Source organism: Methylobacter arcticus, from assembly GCF_050917435.1.
Lineage (GTDB): Bacteria > Pseudomonadota > Gammaproteobacteria > Methylococcales > Methylomonadaceae > Methylobacter_A > Methylobacter_A titanis.
Window position 1 is genome coordinate 3,908,267 of sequence record NZ_CP159583.1, and the last position, 17,661, is coordinate 3,925,927.

The window sequence follows — 17,661 nt, forward strand, 5'->3', positions numbered from 1 at the left end:
AACCTATAAAATCCGCTGACTGATTAGGCCGTTCATCTGGCTGATGGTGGCTGCAGACAAATCAAGCAGCGGCGCGGGCAGCAGACCGAACAACACAATACCTGTCACCAGTATTCCGGCAGCCAATAACTCCGGCGCTCTCAAGTCTTCAAGCTGTTGCATCGACGACTTTACCGGGCCGGTAAATAACAGGCTGATGGTGCGTAGCGCGTAGGCGGCGCCGATTAAAATGCTGACGCTGAAAAACGCCATCAAGCCCACCCCCATGCCGACACTTGAGAACACGCTAAAACCGCCAATCAAGGTATGCAGTTCGGCAACAAAGCCAACCGAACCCGGCAGCCCCATCGCCGCCAACAAGGTTAAGGTCATCAATAAAGTAAAGCGCGGCATCACTCGAATCAGCGAGCTGTAATCCTGAATGTTGCGGCTATGAGTGCGCTCATACAGCAGGCCGACCAAAAGAAACAACGCACCGGCAATCAGACCGTGAGCGCTCATTTGCAACACTGCGCCGGTAATGCCGGCCTCGTTCAAGGTTGCGATACCCAGCAACACGATGCCCATATGGCTGACTGACGAATAAGCCACCATGGCTTTAAGATCGCTTTGCCGCCAGGCCAGCAGTCCGCCGTAAAGCATCCCGAACAGCCCCAGAAAAACCAACACCGGTTGCAATAATTTTGCGGCCTCCGGCAGCATCACTACCGCCCTGATCAAGCCGTAAGCGCCCATTTTCAGCAAGATGCCGGACAGCAAAATACTGACCGGACTGGGCGCTTCAACATGCGCCAGCGGCAACCAGCCGTGCAGCGGGAAAATCGGCATCTTAACGCCGAAGCCGATCACAAAACCGAGCAGCACCAAGACCTGCTCAACCCTGGGCATGTCTTGTGCCGCCTGGTGCATGGAGGACATTAAAGAGCCGCCATGTTCAAGATCGTACTGACTGATCGCCAACAAGCTGATCAGCATAAAAATCGAGCCGCCCATCGTATACAGCACGAAGTTAAGACTGGCGGTGTGCCGCCGTTTGCCGCCCCAGCGGCCAATCAGGAAGAACAGCGGGATTAAGGTCACTTCCCAGAAGATATAGAACAACGCCCAATCCTGAGCCAGGAACACGCCCAACATGCCGAACTCAAGCAACAAGATGCAAATGTGATAGCCCTTGACGCTGCTGGATACGGTGAATGAGGCCAGCAATGCTATCGAGGTAAGCAATGTCGCCAATACCAGCATCGGCATCGACAAACCGTCTATGCCCAACGCATAAGCGCTGCCTAACTTAGGGTTAAGCGGGAAATATTCATTAAACTGTAAATCCGCATCGTGCGCGTTATAAATGCTAAGCAGCCAGCAGACCAATAAAAAGGCGATAGTGGTAAACAGGTTCGCGATATAGCGGATTAGCTGAATGTTCTGCCCAGGAGTCAAGGCTAGCAGCAAGACCCCGGCAGCCGGAGTCCAGAGCAGTATACTGAGTATCCCCATGATTTTAGTCTTCCTTATGCTCTGTTGTTTGCTAGTTTCAAGGGTTAGCAATTGTACGTTAAGGCCGAGGCAGTGCAAGCATTAACCTTGCAAACTAACGCTGTTATTTCACCCGCGCTTCAAAAGCGTTTTGCGTCGGCCAGTCTACCATTGCAACCTTTCAGTATCCTTTCAAAGCAAATGCGGGGCACACTTACAGCGGTTTCATGTCGGTTAGCAAGCAACATAATATTGTCGCTGGAGTGCAGGCTTCGCCTGCTCTGGCAAGCAAAGCTTGCACTCCCTGTGCGCCTATATTTAGCAATCAACTGAATTTGAAAACGCTGTAATTATGGACTGCGTAGCGTTGATAGGTAGAGGGGATACCTCATTGACCTTTTACCCGGTTTATAGCTTGTTTTCTTGTTTTATGACGTCCTCTCAGAAAACAAAGTTGCGCTTTAATAATGCTTCAAACTGCTCAATCGGTACCGGCTTGCTGAACAGATAACCCTGCATCTCATCACAACCCTGTTCGCGCAGGAACGCCAGTTGCGCTGACGTTTCCACACCTTCGGCAATGGTTTGCAGGCCGAGGCCCTTTGCCAGACTGATAATGGCGCTGACAATAGCCTTGTCTTCAGGGTCGATATTGATATCACGGACAAAGGATTGGTCGATCTTGAGTTTGTACACCTTGAATTTCTTCAGATAGCTCAGCGAGGAATAGCCGGTACCGAAATCATCGATCGACAGACGAATACCGCGCTCGTGCAGATTGTTCATTACCGCGATGGCGCCTTGCGGATTGTGCATCGCCACGCCTTCGGTCAACTCCAGTTCCAGATACTCGGGTGGCAAGCCTTCTTCGTCGAGGATGCGGGTAACCAGCTCGGGCAAATCGGGATGACGAAACTGCACCGCTGACAGATTCACTGCCATAATCAGAGGGCCGAAACCCTCATCCGCCCAGGCTTTCGCCTGACGCACAGCGCACCTTAATACCCATTCCCCAATCGGCAAGATCAACCCACTGCCTTCCGCGACAGGAATAAATTCTGCCGGAGATACCCTGCCCAATTCGGGATGCTGCCAGCGCAATAAGGCCTCCGCCCCAATGACACGCCCATCTTCCATGGAAACTTGCGGCTGGTAATAGACCTGTAATTGGTCGCGTTCCAGCGCATGACGTAGCGCATTCACCAATTGCAGATTGCGTGCCGAATGCTCTTGCATTTCTCGGGTAAAAAAGCGATAGCATTGGCGGCCTTCCTGTTTGGCGCGATACATCGCGGCATCGGCGCTCTTGGAGAGTGTTTCCAGATCCCCGCCATCTTCCGGATAGAGCGCAATACCGATCGATGCGGTCAGAGCCAGGTCATAGAGTTCGATCCAATAAGACTGGGCAATGGCATCCAGTAATTTCTGCGCCACCTGCGCCGCGCCGATGGCATCGACGCCGGGCAATAACAAAATAAATTCGTCCCCGCCCAAGCGCGTCACTGTATCTTCCTCACGCAATGCCATGCGCAGACGCTTGGCCAATTCGATCAACAAGACATCGCCGATGCTATGGCCGAGCGAGTCATTGATATCTTTGAAATGGTCGAGATCGAGGAACATTAATGCCAAATGCCCGTTGCTGCGTTTCGCCAGGCTGAGGGCATATTTAAGACGATCATTCAGCTGGGTGCGGTTCGGCAATCCGGTCAGCGGATCGAAATTCGCCAGATAATGAATACGTTCCTCAGTACCCTTTTGCTCGGTTATGTCTTCGTAAATGCCCAATATACCGATAGTTTCGTTAGCCTCATTCTGAAGCGGCACTTTAGATGTACGCAACCAAGTGTTTGTTCCATCAAGCGTGGTTTGCTGATCTTCAAAAGCAAGCTTAGGAATATTTGAATCCATTATCCGCCGGTCATCGGCTTGATAGTGTTCGGCCTGCTCTTTCCAGGCCAGCTGAAAATCATCCTTGCCGATGATATCCTGCGCTGATATTTCTCCCGCATCCTTGGCAAAAGCGGGATTACAGCCCATATAACGTAATTCCGTATCCTTCCAGAAAACACGCATAGGCGCGGTGTCGATAATCATTTTAAGCAGGCGATGTGAATCTGCAAGCGAACTTTCAGCCTGTCTGCGCTGCGCCTCGCGCTCAAAGCTGTTCAGTGCGTAGTCGATGTCCATCGCCATTTCAACCAGCAGGCCGCGTGCGGGTTGATCAAAGGCATTGATTTCGGCGGCGTATAAAGTGAAAACCCCAATGACCACGCCCTTTCTATGCAAAGGCAGCGCGGCTGAAGCATTCCAACCGAACTTTGCACCGCGCTCGCGCCATAGTGCGGTGGCAGAATCATGCTGAAAATCCTGGCACCAAAAATGATGATCTTCACGCATAGCTGTTCCGGTTGGACCTCGCCCGGCCGCCTGGTTTTCATCAATCGAAATTTGAATCCCTTCCAGATATTCCGTGCCGCTACCATAAGACGCAACCGGCTTAAGCTGTTGGCTTTGTTCGTCCAGTATGCCTATCCATGCCATCTTCATTCCGCCGAAAGTTACCGCATCACAGCAAATTTGCGAAAACAGCTCTTCTTCATTACTGCAGCGCACAATGGCCTGGTTGCACTGGCTCAAAGCGGCATAAAGCTGGGTCATGCGTTCATTCTTCACTTCGGCTTCCTTGCGCTGAGCATCAAAGCGGGCAAGGTTGATCTGCGTCTCAGACAGCCAGCCCAGCACACTGTTTTCCATGCCGGGTGCAACCGGAATGACGGCTGAAAAATCTCCGCTGCCTAGGCAGGCGATACGCCGATACAACTCATTTACCGATGAACCCAGAGTGGTATACAAAGCCCGATAAGCGCGCCATAACATCCATATCGACAGCAAACCGAATGAGACGAACGCTATGCGTAAAAGCATAGCCACATGCTCCGCAGCGTTGACTCCATCCAGAGTGCGCTGATCCATCATTCGATAAACCTCGCTGATCGGTTGCATCACCCCAGCCTTGGCCTGATGGTAGCTTGCGTCTTGCAACATCAGGCTTGCTTTGAGCCGGTTAGCCTCGATAGGCGTGCCGGATTCGACCAACTTCATCGCGGCGAATTCAGTGCTGGTGAGCCTATCCGAATTAGCCTTGGCTTGTGCAAGCCTGGCAAATTCTTCCCCGGTAAAACCGGCTTGCCGCATCAGGTCCAGCAAGGCAATCTTTTGCCCGCTGTCCGGACGCGGCTCATCAGCCAGTACCAGATCCCAATAGATATTGTGGTAATTGACCGGGCGGGACATCTTGCCGTCGCGGATGTCGAGAATATCCTGAAAATGTTGTTTATAGATAGGGCTGCCGGTGATCACATAACTGCGCGCCATGCGGGTAAGATCATCTGACGACTGGCGTAACTCGTCAGCCAAAAAATGGGATTGAAGCCGCGACGCATTGGCGCGATCAAGCTGCTTTTCCGAACGGACGTAGATGACAAAGAGAATGGAAAAAATGGCAAACATTCCCAATGACAGCCAGAGGCTGCGCGAAAATCGAGCTAAATTGTTAGGAGGCCTCATGATGTCTTTTTTCTGTTTATTCCGCGTGAGTCATCATAAAAAATCTCTCAATTGCAATGCAATCCATCATATTACGAAGGTGGTGAAATTTTTTAGTTTTTTTGACTTTCCGTTTAAGTCGGGACAAGTTGTTAAGCTTAAGCCTGTCCCGGCTTAAACGGAAAGTCCATCGAAGACAAGGAGTTGATTTTGTCACCGTATAGCAGATTGCCTTGCCGGCAATCCGCTTACCCCTTATTGAATGAGGGTGAGGTCAATAAGCTCCAGCCATTGGGCTTTGCCGTCAACTTCCTGATGATATTGCATAGCAACAAAATAGGCGTTGCCACTGACGGTATCGATCAGGCGAGGAATCAATAAGCGCTGATTTTTGGTGTCATAGATCGCCTGGAAAGACGCGGTAATTTCTTTAGGGCTAAGCGCCTGGATGTCTGACAGCGCAAAATTGAAGGGGCCACGCGCGTTAGCGGGAGCCGCCTGATTTAGCAAGCTCAGGCGTGCCGCATACATCTTATCCAAAATCTGGAGTTTAGGGATATTCAGCTCACCGGACGTCGCATTGAATGCTGCTGATCCGGCGGCTGTCGTTGTCGGTAGGGTCGGATCTAATGGGTCGCGACCCGTACCGGTAATTTTGATGGTGTACTGGTCATCGCTGTAGGGGAAAGCGGTGATATATTCTTCTGTCGTCGTAAACGTTTTCTTTTTAGAAGGGGCACTTGCATCCTGACCCGATGTAGGAACGCCAGGCCTTTCTAAAACGGTGGATCCCGCTCCACATTGACCAGCAGGTACACCGGCATCACCCCCCATTAATGGTGAAGAAACAGCAATAAAATAATCTCTTGGCCCTGCTCCTACACCGATGTCAACAGAACTGGCTGTGTCAAAACAAGGGTCGACTATACCGATAAGAGCGCCATCGAAATAACCTTGCTCATAAGCCAGATACAGATGATTTGAAGACCCGGCAGTGTTATTAGTGATATTATTTCCTTGCAAATCAGTGGAATTACCCGTCTCATCCACCCAACGGTTGAACGTGTATTCACGCCCTTCCATCAGCGGGTTTTGCGGGTCATTTCCATTTTCAGCGGCTAATCTAGCGCCATCGAATACATAAACCACCCAATTCTTCTTGCCGAAGCAACCGCTACCTTGCGGACAAGCATCAATGGTAATAACTTCATTGCCATTGCTACGCAATTTATACCAGTCTTTATCACTGCCACTATACAAATGCCCGCTGATGTTTTTACGGCTATTCAGAAGCGTTGCTCGGGCGGAACGGTCATTAAACTCAATATCCACGTTATCAAGATGACTATCCAGCTGTTCAATAATAGCATTGCCATTGGCATCTACCGGGTTGCCGATAATGGTGACGGTCAATTTCGCGTTGGCACTTTTCCCACGCTGATCGACATACGTATAGGAAAAAATGTCATTAACCACTTCACCCGTTTTCAAGGCGATAACATTAGGGGCATTTCTATTCAGAATATAAGTAAAGCTGCCGTCAGCGGCTAACACCAACTTGCCGTAAGCGGCGACTGGAGAACTGTTGCTGCTGATAAAAACACTGGTACCGTTACTGTCATTGGTGGAGACATCGCCAGTCACCGAAAACACAGTATTAGTCGGTACCAGTGTGATGCTGTCATCTATGGCTATTGGGGTTTGTTGATTGCCCGCCACCTGAACAATCAAACGGGCACTGGAACTTTGGCCCACATCGTTCGCATAAGTATAAGTAAAGCTATCGGTAACGACTTGACCGGCCGTTAACTTTGCGTTTTCGGAATTATCGTAGAGCGTATAAGTAACACTTGTACCTGACAACTCTACATAGCCATATTGACCTAATAAACTGCCCTTCATAGTAACAATACTGCCATAGCGGTCATTGGCACTCAGTGTTACCGAGGCAGTCGGCTTTATGCCGACCACCACCGAAGCATAATCATCTTGAGCTTGCGGCGCTAATCTTATACTGGCAGCAAACAGCTCAGTCGAGCAGAGCAGCAACACAAAAGGGGTTATTTTTTTCAACATGGGCTGACGTTCCTGTAATCTTACAGATTATTCAATTGGGTAATATCTGGAGAATAGTTCAAATTTATAGCTAGTCAAGCTTGGCAAAAAATGAACAACCCAGCCTCGGGCTACTCTATATTTTGCACCTGCTCGCGCATTTGCTCGATCAGCACTTTAAGTTCTATCGCTATCTGGGTCATTTCCTTATCGGCCGATTTGGATCCCAGCGTATTGGCTTCGCGATTCAATTCCTGCATTAAAAAATCCAGCCGCCTGCCGACGGGGTCTTTTTGCTTGAGTACCCGCAACACTTCATTGATATGGGTTTCCAATCTATCGAGCTCTTCGGTAATATCCAGTTTTTGAGCCAGCAGCACCAGTTCCTGCTCCAGACGGTCAAAATCGGGCTCTGCCACCAGTTCGGTGATCCGGTCTTTAAGTTTATTGCGAATCAGCAATAAGACTTCCGGAATGCGTTTGCCCGCTAAGTCGACAAACCCCAGCATTTTGGTACAACGCTCTTCAAGCAGAATTTTAAGTTGAGCGCCTTCTCGTTCCCGCGCTTCCAGCAGTTGAGCCAGTGTTTGATCGACCAGGGTGGTGATACCCAGACCGAGCTGCTCTTTGTCGACATCCGGTTCCTGCTGGATGCCGGGGAATGCCAGTACATCCAGCGCCGAAAAGGACAAAGTACCCAGCATTTGCTCCTCAATAGTATTGGTCGCAGCAAGTAGTGTGGCTACCGCATCCATATTAATAATGAAGCTAGGGCCGTTTTTAGCCTGTTTTTTGTAGCTCAATGAGCATTCAACTTTACCTCGACTGATTTTTGCGGCGATGGCCGAACGCAACTCGGCTTCAACAAAACGCAGGCGCTCCGGCAGTCTCAAGCTAATATCGCAATAGCGATGATTGACTGAGCGCAATTCACAGCTGAGGGTTAAGTCGCCGATTTCTATCTCATTGCCGGCAAATGCGGTCATGCTTTTGATCATTTTTCACCTATAATTGATGGATTCTGGTACCGACAAACAACACAATGGCTGAATATTACGATCCGAATACTTATCCCAAAGAATGGAACTACCTGCAAACCGGCACTATTATAGACCAGTATGTCATTGAGAGGGAGTTGGCGCACGGCGGCTTTAGTTCCGTTTATCTGGCCAGACAAACAGCCGATCAGATTCAGGTTGCCATTAAAGAATATCTGCCTAGAAAGTTTGCCCACCGAACCTGGAACAATGCCGTTGTCGCCAACAGCGAAGAAACCGCGGCTTTATTCACCCGCGGCAGGGTACTATTTTTTGAAGAAGCCAAGGTGCTGTCGACCTTAAAACATCCCAATATTGTCGAGGTTATCGGTTTTTTCAAAGCCCATTCTACCGTGTATATGGTCATGACTTATGACTATGGGGTGACGCTGGACAAGCTGCTAAGCAATAAAACACTGCCTGTTTCCGAAGATTTTTTCTTGAGCGTGTTCAACACCTTATTGGCAGGATTAAGCCATATTCATCGTCATCAGTTTATTCATCTGGATATTAAGCCCGCCAACATTCTGGTGCGGCCCGGCAATGATGCGTTATTGCTGGATTTTGGCGCGATTCAGAACTTTCCGAAATCATCCCTTAACAAGCAAAGCAAGGTTTTGACCAAAGGCTACTCGCCGATAGAGCAGCATGACCTGAGCTCCGAGCTAGGCCCGTGGACGGATATTTATGCAGTGGGTGCGAGTATGCGCAATTGCCTGGAGCATAAAACGCCGGTTCCCGCCTTGGATAGAGCGCGACAGGACACGCTGACTCCTGCAGTCCAGGCGCTTAAGCGAGAATTTCCGGAACATCTGTTAAAAGCTATCGACTGGGCTATGGAGTTGCAGCCGGAAAATCGTCCGCAATCGGTTGCCGAGTTGCAGCAAGTTCTTGCTGATAATTGATAACGACTCAGCCGCTAGAAAAATGAAACGCAGCTACAGCTTCCGCTGTTCTATTATATTGATGCCTGAATAGTGACATTGGTGAATTGAAAATCCGAGCAGCGCGCTGTTCAGGTATACTGTTCGGTTTTTCAATTTAGCGGAACAACTATGAGACCAAGCGGACGTAACCCGGATCAACTGAGAGACATCAAATTTACCTGCGGTTTTACCAAACACGCAGAAGGCTCTGTCCTGGTTGAATTCGGCGATACCCGGGTGCTTTGCACTGCCAGTGTCGACCGGGGTGTACCGCGCTTTCTTAAAGGCAAAGGCGAAGGCTGGATTACCGCCGAATACGGCATGTTGCCGCGCTCGACCCATACCCGAATGGGGCGCGAAGCCAGTAACGGCAAACAGGGCGGGCGCACCCAGGAAATTCAGCGTTTGATTGGCCGATCCTTACGGGCAGCCATTGATTTAAAGGCGCTAGGCGAACATACCATCATGATCGATTGCGATGTGTTGCAGGCGGATGGCGGAACCCGTACTGCGGCGATTACCGGCGGTTTTGTCGCGCTGTCGCTGGCGGTGCAAAAGATGCTCAGACGCAAACAAATCAAGACCAATCCGCTACATGGGCAGGTTGCCTCGGTTTCCGTGGGTATTTATAACGGTGTGCCGGTGCTGGATCTGGATTATGCCGAAGACAGCAATGCGGAAACCGATATGAATGTGGTAATGAACGAGGCGGCTGCGTTTATTGAAGTGCAGGGTACGGCTGAGGGTCATGCGTTCAGAAAAGAAGAACTGGATGCCATGCTGGAACTGGCGGGTTTAGGCATCAAGCAATTGCTGGAAAAGCAGCGCATCGCGATAGAAAATCATAAATGACCTTTTCAACCCTAAATAAAATCGTTCTGGCCAGCAGCAATCCCGGCAAGATCCGGGAAATTCAGGCGATACTTGCGGAACACCCCATTATTCCGCAATCTACATTTAATGTTGCCGACGCGGAAGAAACCGGCACTACCTTTGTAGAAAATGCCATTTTGAAAGCCAGAAATGCGGCGTTGCATTGCAAGCTGCCGACAATAGCCGATGATTCGGGGTTGGTGGTTGATGCGTTGAACGGTGCGCCCGGCGTGATTTCCGCCCGGTATGCCGGCGTGATTTCCGCCCGGTATGCCGGCGTGCTTGCCAGCGACCGGGACAATCTGAACAAGCTGTTGCGCGAGCTCGAAAGCGTACCTGCTGAACTGCGTACTGCCCGGTTTATCTGTGTGATGGTGTTTATGGAGCACGCTAATGATCCTTGCCCTGTGATCGCCCAAGGCGTTTGGGAAGGCCTGATTTTGGATCATGCGGTCGGCGAAAACGGTTTCGGTTATGATCCGGTGTTCTGGGTGCCCAGCCATCATTGCACGTCGGCAGAATTACCGGCGGCGGTTAAAAACGCGCTGAGTCACAGAGGTCAGGCGCTGAAGACTCTATCGGCATTAATCAAAGCAAAGGAATCTTTAGTCGCCCCTGGCGAATGAATTCGCCCCCACATCTATTTTGATGAATACACTACTCACTATCGCCCAGCAATTCGCCAGCGCCGTCACCGAAATAACCCCGCTCGGCAATGGCCTGATCAATGATACCTACCTGGTCGCAACGCCATCAGTTGCGTTTGTTCTGCAGCGCATAAACCGCACGGTTTTTGCTGCGCCTGAGCAAATCATGGCCAACCTGATAACGCTTAATCGGCATATAGCGCAAAAAACCGGCACGTCGGTTAAGCTGCAAATCCCGGAAATCTTAAAACCCCTCGATAACAGCACCTTTTATCAGGATCAAAACGGCGGCTGCTGGCGGGCGCTAAGCTTTATAAGCGATAGCGAAAGTGTAGAGACCATAGGTAATATCAGCGATGCCGAGCAGGCCGGATTTGCGTTGGGGCATTTTCATCGCCTGCTTAGCGACCTTAACCCGGTGCTTTTGCATGATACCCTGCCCGGCTTTCATATAACGCCTCAATATTTAAAGCATTATCATCAGGTTTTAGCGTTATCGGCTCAGCCAAAAAGCCGTTATTGCGCCGAATTCATCACCCGGTTACAGCCTATCGCCGATGATCTGGAAGCTGCAAAACAACAAGGTTTGCTGCCTTTGCGGGTTATTCATGGCGACCCTAAATTAAACAATTTCTTGTTTGATAAACACAGCAAAAAGATCATCAGCATTATCGATCTGGACACCGTCAAACCGGGACTGGTTCATTACGATATTGGCGATTGTCTGCGCTCTTGCTGTCAAACGGTTGAGGGCGTGTTCAATCTGGATATTTGCGCCGCGCTGTTAAAAAGCTACCTAGGCGAGACCGGCGCATTTTTTACCGAACACGATTATCACTATTTATATCCCGCCATCCGCCTGATTCCTTTTGAATTAGGCCTCCGCTTTTATACCGATTATCTGGAAGGCAATCGGTATTTCAAGGTGACCGAGCCCGAACAAAACTTGCATCGTGCCATTAATCAATTCCACTTATGTGAGAGCATCATCGCGCAGGAACCGGCGATTAAGCGCCTGATCTCGCAGTTACAAAATAGCCAGCCACTGTTATCGGATTAACAGCCGACATCATGCTTGGCAACGCTGGAGCGTGGAAACGATAAAGCACTGTTAGAATGCTTAGATATCGAAATCCAGTTCAAAACCGCCGTAGGCAAAGATGGGCATACCGGGACGCGGGCCGTAAGGTTGCCTGGAAACCAGATACTGCTCGTTGGCCATATTTTGCACACCGCCCAAAATTTTAACCCCTTTGGCAACCTGATAATACGCGGAGACGTCGGCGATGATATAGTCGTCGGTTTTACCGAAACGCGCATCCGGCAAGCCTGCACCGTTGAATTGATCCCCGGTATTATTGGCGCTGGTGAAGGTTTCGCCAACATAGTTACCGGCGACATCGATACCCCATTTGTTAAAATGCAGTCCGCTGCCGAAGCTGAGTGCATATTCCGGTATATAAGGTACTTTGTTGCCTTTTTTACCGTAACTGAAAATCGACTCCGCATCGGTCGAAGTCGCATTATTCAACTGTTCAGTATCGGTGTAGGTAAACGACAGGAAGTAAGGATTGCGAAAACCCCAGTCGAAGGCTTTGCCGGCATCGAAATTCATCGCCATTTCGACGCCTCGGCTATCGACAGCTCCGAAGTTTTCGCTTTGTCCGGTTCCGGCGCCTCCGATGTTATTGACCACCAGCAAATTATTAAACTGGGTATAAAAACCGGTCAGCTCCGCAGAAAAAGCACCTCGGCTATAACGGCCGCCTAATTCGTAGGCATTGCTCGATTCCTCGGTCAGCTTGTCGATCACAGCATTTTGCGGACTGGGCGGCGAAAAACCGCGATGGGCGCTGCCGAACATCATGAAATCGTCGTTGAAGCGGTAATCCAGACTGGCTCCGCCCGCATACATATCCAGCGAACTGCTACCGTTTGTACTTGGACTGAGATTATTTTTATAGACCTGATTCAAATGCTCATAACGCATACCGGGCGTAAATCCCCATTGCCCCAATTCGATCCGGTCTTTCAGGAAAAACGCATAGGCATTGGTCAGACCGGAACGGTCGTCCTGGCTACCCGGCGCACCGACAGCGGAGCTTGAAATAGTGCCGTTGGCCGCCTGACGATGAGTGGTATCGTGTTGAAAACGGGTTTCTTGATCTTCGTGATAACGGAAGCCGCCATTCAGCTCATGCTGGGTCGAGCCTAGATCGAAGCGGTAATTGGCGGCGGTTTCAACACCACCTGCATAATAGCTGCGGTTATTGTCGCGGACGCGTAACTGGCAGGCTAGGTCGCCCTTAAGACAGGCCAAACCGTTGCCGCCGTTGGTGCCTGCCAAGGCCGCCGCCAAATCCATATTTTGCGTGCCGGTACCAGTTGCGTTAGGCACACTACGGATATCGTTCAATTTACTCCAGTTACGGTCGAACTCGCTGTAATACGCGGTGGTCACAATATCCAGGTCATCGGTCGGCGAGATGAAATAGCGCGCAAAGCCGCCGTTTCGATCCGATTTGATATTATCGAAACGCGATGCCGAATAACGCCGGTAGGGATCATTTCTGAAATCGGCTTCGCTGGTGCCTAAGTAGGTTTCATCGGCATCCATACTGGAATAACCGTACTTGACTTCAAGCTTTTGATAGATGTCGGTATTCGGCTCCCAGGACAAGCGCACCATCGGCTCGACCTGCTGGAAACCGGTTTGGTCGCTGTTTTGGAAATCCGGCGTGGTATCAATGCTTTTAAATCCATCCGATCCCCGGTAAAAGCCTTCTACCAAGTAACCGACGCGGCCATGCGCTGTTTCCACAGTATCGCCGACATAGCCGTGGGTTCTGACTTCGTTATAACTGCCGTAAATGGTTTTAAGATAAGCCTTGCCGCTGTCCGGAATCGCAGTTGACAAGTAGTTGAGCACGCCGCCGGTAATATGCGGGCCGAACTTAATCTGGCTGGAACCTTTCAACACTTCCACACCGCTCATGCGACCGCCGGCCGGATTAAAGTAAGCAGCGGGCGCGGAATAGGCTGCAGGGGCGACCAGTACGCCATCTTCCATGACGGTGATCTTGGCGCTACGAGTGGTATCCACGCCGCGAAAACTGATATTGGGGAATAGTCCGAAGCCGTCCTCTTCACGAATATTAACGCCGGGAACGCGGCGCAAAATACGGTTAATGTCGCTATAGCTTTGATCGCGGATCTGCTCGGTATCGATAAGTTGGGCAGAAGCCGGCATATCTTTTACGCCGACAGGATCCCCGAGAATGTTGACGGTATCCAGGATGATAGGTTTTTCGGTTTTGTCAGCGCTCTCGGCCACAGTGACAAAGCTGCCGACAACAACGACCCATGATAACAGTGCAAAAAGCCGTTTCGAGTGCAACATACAATTTTCCCTTTTAAATTTGGTTTAGTCAGAATTATGGCTCATTAAGTGCTGATTCAAATGACAATTAAATGAGTAGGGGAATATAATATATTACTCTCAAATGATAATCAATCTTATTCGCATGCGTATTGAGAACGAGCTCTTGCCAACGCGATAACGTCATAATAAGAAAATTGAAATCTTTGCCGATGCATGGCCTAGCCTTGGCCAAATATCAGGCACCAAACTCAACAAAACCAAGCGATGCGCCCTACGCATTGACGCTGTTGGCGAAAATTCAAATTAGGTGGTTTTACTAGTTGCCCGAACCGCTTACTTCCTCTAAACTTCAAATTACGGCTATTTTTATACCGTCCCGAGTCCAGGCTGGACGATAACAAAAAAACGCTCGTTTTCTCTACGATTCATCAGGAGATCCACCATGCGCTATGTCGTATTGCTAGCTCTTATCCTGACCGCTTTGTTCGCTTATAAGCAGATCAGCACCGATCCTATGGCTGTTTCAGCCGCCGTCATTTCTCAACAGGACGACGCGAAAAGTCAGACTGACGAAAATGATCTATACGGTTTGCCGCCGGTCCCCATACCGGCAAACAATCCCCAAACCCCGGCAAAAATTGCCTTGGGCGATAAACTGTTTCATGACAAACGCTTTTCTGTCGACGGCACGGTCAGCTGCTCAAATTGCCACGATGATAAGAAAGCATTTACCGATGGCTTAGCCATCTCGGTGGGTCATCACGGACTGACCGGAACGCGCAACGCCCCCACCGTACTCAACGCCGCATTCAATCAGTCGCAATTCTGGGACGGGCGCGAACCGGATCTGGAAGGCCAAGCCAAGCAGCCGCTGATTAATCCGGTTGAACATGGTTTGACCGATCATAAGCAGGTACTCGAAATTATCCGTAGCGACCCCGATTATCTTGCTACCTTCCAAACCGTGTTTGAAGTGAGCGGTAAAAGACTGTCTATCGATCATGTCGCCAAGGCGATCGCCAGCTTCGAGCGTACCCTGGTTTCGAGCAACTCTGCTTTCGACCGTTATCATTTCAACGGCCAGGCCGATGCGATGACTGCGGCCCAGATTCGCGGATTCGAACTGTTCGTCGGGCAGGGCCGCTGCGTTTCCTGTCATACCATTGAGCAGGATCACGCCCTCTTTACCGACAGCCGTTTTCACAATATCGGCGTCGGCATTAATCGGATCCAGCAAGACATTCCCCGACTGGCCCAGGCTTTTCTGGAAGCCAAAAACAAAGGCGGAGATGTCGATGTGATGGTGTTGACCGACAAAAAATCGTCGGAATTGGGGCGCTTTGCAGTGACCGATGACCTGAGCCAAATCGGCGCATTCAAAACGCCGACCTTGCGCAATGTCGACTTGACGGCGCCTTATATGCACGACGGCAGCCTGAAAACCCTGAAAGAAGTAATGGTTCATTACAACAATGGCGGCGTAGCCAAAGCGGGTGATCCGGTCAACGATTTCCTCAGCGGCGGCATTCGCCCGCTTAATCTGAGCGACCCGCAGCTGGACGATCTGGTGGACTTTATGAAGGCGCTGACTAGCTCAAAGTCCAGCTCGAAATTTGCTGTTCCTACATCCACCCAAGCGGCCAACTGAAAGAGGAATTCACCATGAGCACCATCAATAATAGTCGCCGGAATTTTATCAAAAGCGCTGGTGCGTTAGCCATCGGTACAACCTTGCCGATCAGCCTGATCGAACTGGCTTTTGCAGAAAGCAGCCAGAATTTCACCTTCGCCTATATTTCCGACTCCCATATTCAGCATATTAAAGACAATCGTTTCGTCAGAAACTGGGATCGCGGCCTGATTCGCGCTGTTGCGGAAACCAATCTATTGCTGCCTAAACCGGATTTTGTGATGTACGGCGGCGATCTGGCGCAGCTGGGCAGCAAAGCCGAACTGGATCATGGCGCAGAAATCATGTCGGCGCTGCATGGCGATGTCCGTTATGTGATGGGTGAGCATGATTATTACCTGGATCTAGGCGAATATTGGGAGAAGCTATTCGGCCCGCAATACTATAGCTTCGATCATAAAGGCGTGCATTTCGTGGTACTGAACAGCATCAAAACCTATGACGACTGGACCTTTAAACGCTGGCCGACCGCCGAACAACGCATGCTGGAAATGGCCGGACTCGACAACCCGAACGGTTCGCCGTTCATGGTGGGCGAGGAACAGCGGCTGTGGCTGAAAAAAGATCTGGACAAGGTCAGCAAAGACACGCCGGTGGTGGTGTTTTCGCATTCGCCGTTGCAAAAAATTTATAAAGGCTGGAATTTCTGGACCGAAGATGCCGAGCAGGTTCAGGCCTTGCTGAAACCGTTCAAAAAAGTTTCGGTCATCTACGGTCACGTCCATCAGATACAGTACAACCAGATCGGCAATATCAGTTTCAACTCGGTGATGGCAACCGCCTGGCCTTGGCCTTATCCGCAATCTTACGCCCAGGCCGCGCAATATTTGCCCAAGTTGACGGTGCCGATGAACCGGGCCGATCCGTTTTTCGAACGCGACGCCACCGGCTGGCAATTTATCAATCTGGCTAATGGCAATGCCGACCTGAACTTTACGCTGTATGACAACACCAGCCGTATTGTCCGCTATAACCAAAAACTGAAACGCCCGGAAGATGTTGTCTATCAGGATGAAAAAGCGCGGATTATTCCGCAAACACACTATTAGCCACCGTACAGGAGCAAGATCATGTCGACTTATCAAAAAATAACCCTAGCATTGTGTTTGGCATTTGCGAGCACCGGATCAGCGCTGGCGGATGAATTTACCGGTGCCGATATACAACGCTGGCAGCAGCAGTTTATGGAGGTTGCGGCTGAAGGCCGCGAGTTATGGACCAGCCCCAAGCTGGGCACCAACGGCGTTGCCTGCGCCCAGTGCCATCCCAATGCGGCCAATACCCATCCCGAAACCTATCCGAAATTTCAAAAGCAGCTAGGCAAAGTCGTACCGCTTTGGCAAATGATCAACTGGTGCCTTAAAAATCCTTTGGAAGGGCAACCGCTAGCCGCCGACGATCCCAAAATGACTGCGCTACAGGCCTATGTGACTTATGAAAGACGGGGAGTAAAACTGGAGCCGGGCAAGCATTGATTTAACCTGCAAAAATCAATCGTCCACGAAAGACACGAAAGACGCGAAAACAATGTTTACGCTGATTCCCAAGCTCCAGAGACGGTGAAAGTATTATCCAAATCGAGCTGAAAAAATTATTTACCACAGAGAACACGAAGAACACGGAGAAAACAACAGCATTAACTCAAGGTATTAAAAACTTCGTGCTCTCGGCAACTGCTCCTGCGTTGCTCTCGATTGCTGTTCCAGACGCAATTCTACCTCCTGCATAATCCACAGGGATGTGGTGAATGCAGATATTGCATAACGCCATGGATGGCGTGTAGTAGAGCAACGCAGGAGCAGTTGCCGAGGAGCAAATATCTGTCCTTGCAGTCGTCCGTGTTCTTCGTAGTTAATTTCTAAATATGAATACTTTCACAGTCTCTGGAGCTTGGAAATCAACGCATATCACAACCAACGTCTTGCGTATACGGGACGGGACGCGGCGCGCTCGTCGTTATAAACAAGTGTCTGCGAAACACTGTCACTCTGGCAGGAATGCCGAACTGAAACGCACGGCACGCCCTACC

Annotated in this window: 12 protein-coding genes; 7 read left to right on the forward strand and 5 right to left on the reverse strand. The window is 50.2% G+C overall.

What is annotated here, in order from left to right; all coding sequences use genetic code 11:
- Positions 1–3 precede the first annotated feature (3 nt).
- The 4 genes from ABXJ76_RS18580 to ABXJ76_RS18595 all read right to left on the reverse strand — a co-directional run bounded on the left by ABXJ76_RS18580 (position 4) and on the right by ABXJ76_RS18595 (position 8,075).
- A complete protein-coding gene (locus ABXJ76_RS18580; RefSeq protein ID WP_432742801.1) occupies positions 4–1,494 on the reverse strand; it encodes a complex I subunit 4 family protein in 1,491 nt (496 codons plus the stop codon).
- Positions 1,495–1,914: 420 nt separating this feature from the next.
- A complete protein-coding gene (locus tag ABXJ76_RS18585) occupies positions 1,915–5,043 on the reverse strand; it encodes a putative bifunctional diguanylate cyclase/phosphodiesterase (RefSeq protein WP_432742803.1) in 3,129 nt (1,042 codons plus the stop codon).
- 234 nt (positions 5,044–5,277) lie between these two features.
- The gene (locus tag ABXJ76_RS18590; protein WP_432742805.1) at positions 5,278–7,098 is read right to left on the reverse strand and encodes a VCBS domain-containing protein; all 1,821 of its coding nucleotides are present in this window, start codon (positions 7,096–7,098) and stop codon (positions 5,278–5,280) included.
- A gap of 110 nt (positions 7,099–7,208) precedes the next feature.
- Positions 7,209–8,075: a YicC/YloC family endoribonuclease gene (locus ABXJ76_RS18595; RefSeq protein WP_432742807.1), complete on the reverse strand. Its 867-nt coding sequence runs from the start codon at positions 8,073–8,075 to the stop codon at positions 7,209–7,211.
- 44 nt (positions 8,076–8,119) lie between these two features.
- On the opposite strand from ABXJ76_RS18595, the gene ABXJ76_RS18600 reads away from it, so the two are divergent.
- From ABXJ76_RS18600 to ABXJ76_RS18615, 4 genes are all read left to right on the forward strand, one after another.
- Positions 8,120–9,019 (forward strand): serine/threonine protein kinase, encoded by a 900-nt coding sequence (locus ABXJ76_RS18600; protein ID WP_432742809.1) that lies wholly within the window; start codon positions 8,120–8,122, stop codon positions 9,017–9,019.
- 150 nt (positions 9,020–9,169) lie between these two features.
- Entirely contained in the window at positions 9,170–9,892 is a 723-nt protein-coding gene (rph, locus tag ABXJ76_RS18605; RefSeq protein ID WP_432742811.1) for a ribonuclease PH, read from the forward strand.
- Entirely contained in the window at positions 9,889–10,539 is a 651-nt protein-coding gene (gene rdgB, locus ABXJ76_RS18610; RefSeq protein WP_432742812.1) for an RdgB/HAM1 family non-canonical purine NTP pyrophosphatase, read from the forward strand. The genes rph and rdgB overlap by 4 nt, the downstream gene beginning before the upstream one ends.
- Positions 10,540–10,561: 22 nt before the next feature.
- Positions 10,562–11,620 carry a phosphotransferase enzyme family protein gene (locus tag ABXJ76_RS18615; RefSeq protein ID WP_432742814.1) on the forward strand — a complete coding sequence of 353 codons (1,059 nt, stop codon included), beginning with the start codon at positions 10,562–10,564 and terminating at the stop codon, positions 11,618–11,620.
- 60 nt (positions 11,621–11,680) lie between these two features.
- Here ABXJ76_RS18615 and ABXJ76_RS18620 read toward each other — a convergent pair whose 3' ends face one another.
- Positions 11,681–13,960, reverse strand: a complete 2,280-nt coding sequence (locus ABXJ76_RS18620) for a TonB-dependent receptor family protein (protein WP_432742816.1) — start codon at positions 13,958–13,960, stop codon at positions 11,681–11,683.
- Positions 13,961–14,384: 424 nt separating this feature from the next.
- Between ABXJ76_RS18620 and ABXJ76_RS18625 the strand changes: the two genes are divergently transcribed.
- Genes ABXJ76_RS18625 through ABXJ76_RS18635 form a run of 3 tightly spaced genes read left to right on the forward strand, consistent with a single transcriptional unit; the run spans position 14,385 to position 17,107 of the window.
- Entirely contained in the window at positions 14,385–15,590 is a 1,206-nt protein-coding gene (locus ABXJ76_RS18625; protein ID WP_432742818.1) for a cytochrome-c peroxidase, read from the forward strand.
- Between the two features lie 14 nt (positions 15,591–15,604).
- The gene (locus ABXJ76_RS18630; RefSeq protein WP_432742820.1) at positions 15,605–16,681 is read left to right on the forward strand and encodes a metallophosphoesterase family protein; all 1,077 of its coding nucleotides are present in this window, start codon (positions 15,605–15,607) and stop codon (positions 16,679–16,681) included.
- A 21-nt stretch (positions 16,682–16,702) separates the two neighbouring features.
- Positions 16,703–17,107, forward strand: coding sequence for a cytochrome C (locus ABXJ76_RS18635; protein ID WP_432742822.1), 405 nt, complete (start codon positions 16,703–16,705; stop codon positions 17,105–17,107).
- Positions 17,108–17,661 lie beyond the last annotated feature (554 nt).